This is a genomic window from Ruminococcus callidus ATCC 27760, from assembly GCF_000468015.1.
GTDB classification, from domain to species: domain Bacteria; phylum Bacillota; class Clostridia; order Oscillospirales; family Ruminococcaceae; genus Ruminococcus_C; species Ruminococcus_C callidus.
On the sequence record NZ_KI260470.1, the window covers coordinates 1 to 839 of the forward strand.

Annotated in this window: 2 protein-coding genes; both read right to left on the minus strand. The window is 46.2% G+C overall.

The genetic code is table 11. From position 1 onward, the window contains the following. Positions 1-43: 43 nt before the first annotated feature. Positions 44-289 carry an IreB family regulatory phosphoprotein gene (locus tag RUMCAL_RS12105; RefSeq protein ID WP_040648162.1) on the minus strand — a complete coding sequence of 82 codons (246 nt, stop codon included), beginning with the start codon at positions 287-289 and terminating at the stop codon, positions 44-46. A 195-nt stretch (positions 290-484) separates the two neighbouring features. Beyond that, positions 485-667: a DUF1540 domain-containing protein gene (locus tag RUMCAL_RS12110; RefSeq protein WP_040648163.1), complete on the minus strand. Its 183-nt coding sequence runs from the start codon at positions 665-667 to the stop codon at positions 485-487. Between the last annotated feature and the right edge of the window lie 172 nt (positions 668-839).

An 839-nucleotide genomic window follows, 5' to 3' on the forward strand; every position in this document is an offset into this window, starting at 1 on the left:
AGTTGCCAGACGCTCTTTGTGCGGTATTGCCTTAAAGGACAGCTCACTGGTGCAGATAGGACTTTACCAGAGCCTGTAACAGTTCGTCCCGATCGATATGACGGATCAGGCTTCTTGCATTGTTGTATGTGGTTATGTAGGTGGGATCCTCGGAGAGAATGTAGCCTACAATCTGATTCACCGGATTATATCCCTTTTTCGTGAGTGCATCATATACAAGCATCAGCGTTTTCTTCATTTCGATCTCTTTTTCGTCATTGACGGAAAACGTCATTGTTTTATCATACATGAAAATTCTACCTCCTTCGGAACTTGGATACTCTTTTATTATACCCGAATTTTCGTAAATGTACAAGGGATTCCCACTTTTTTTGCCGTTTTGCATTTGAATGCACCTTGTTTTTTGTGCAACATGACGAATCAACAGCCGATTTCCCAAAGGATTCCCTATGTAGCCGGAGGAAAAATCCTCCGGTACGCGTGTTCAGCACTCTGTGCCGCAGCGTTTGACAAAGGAATCACAGTTGGTGCATTCCGGTACAGTGGGGTTGGATTCGTGAGTGCCCACACAGATGCAGTCCAGACCGCAGTAGTTTTCGCTGACCATGTTGTGCTTGCACTGGGTCACGGAACAGTGAATGTTGCTGTTTTTCTTTTTGATCTCCATAATGATCGCTCCAGTTCTGAAAGAAGTTACCGCCGCAGGTTCCGGCGAACGGTACACTTTCAGTATGCCCGAAGCGGGCGGAGTTATGCAGGAAAATTTTGGGCAACACCGCACAAAGCTTGTGCGACAGATGCGTTATCAGATTTTTCGGCAGATTGCGTGCAAAGCCGTC

Excerpts from the sequence above, each read along its gene's own strand:
- RUMCAL_RS12110 (WP_040648163.1), bottom strand. The coding sequence starts at position 667 with ATGGAGATCAAAAAGAAAAACAGCAACATTCACTGTTCCGTGACCCAG.
- RUMCAL_RS12105 (WP_040648162.1), bottom strand. The coding sequence starts at position 289 with ATGTATGATAAAACAATGACGTTTTCCGTCAATGACGAAAAAGAGATC.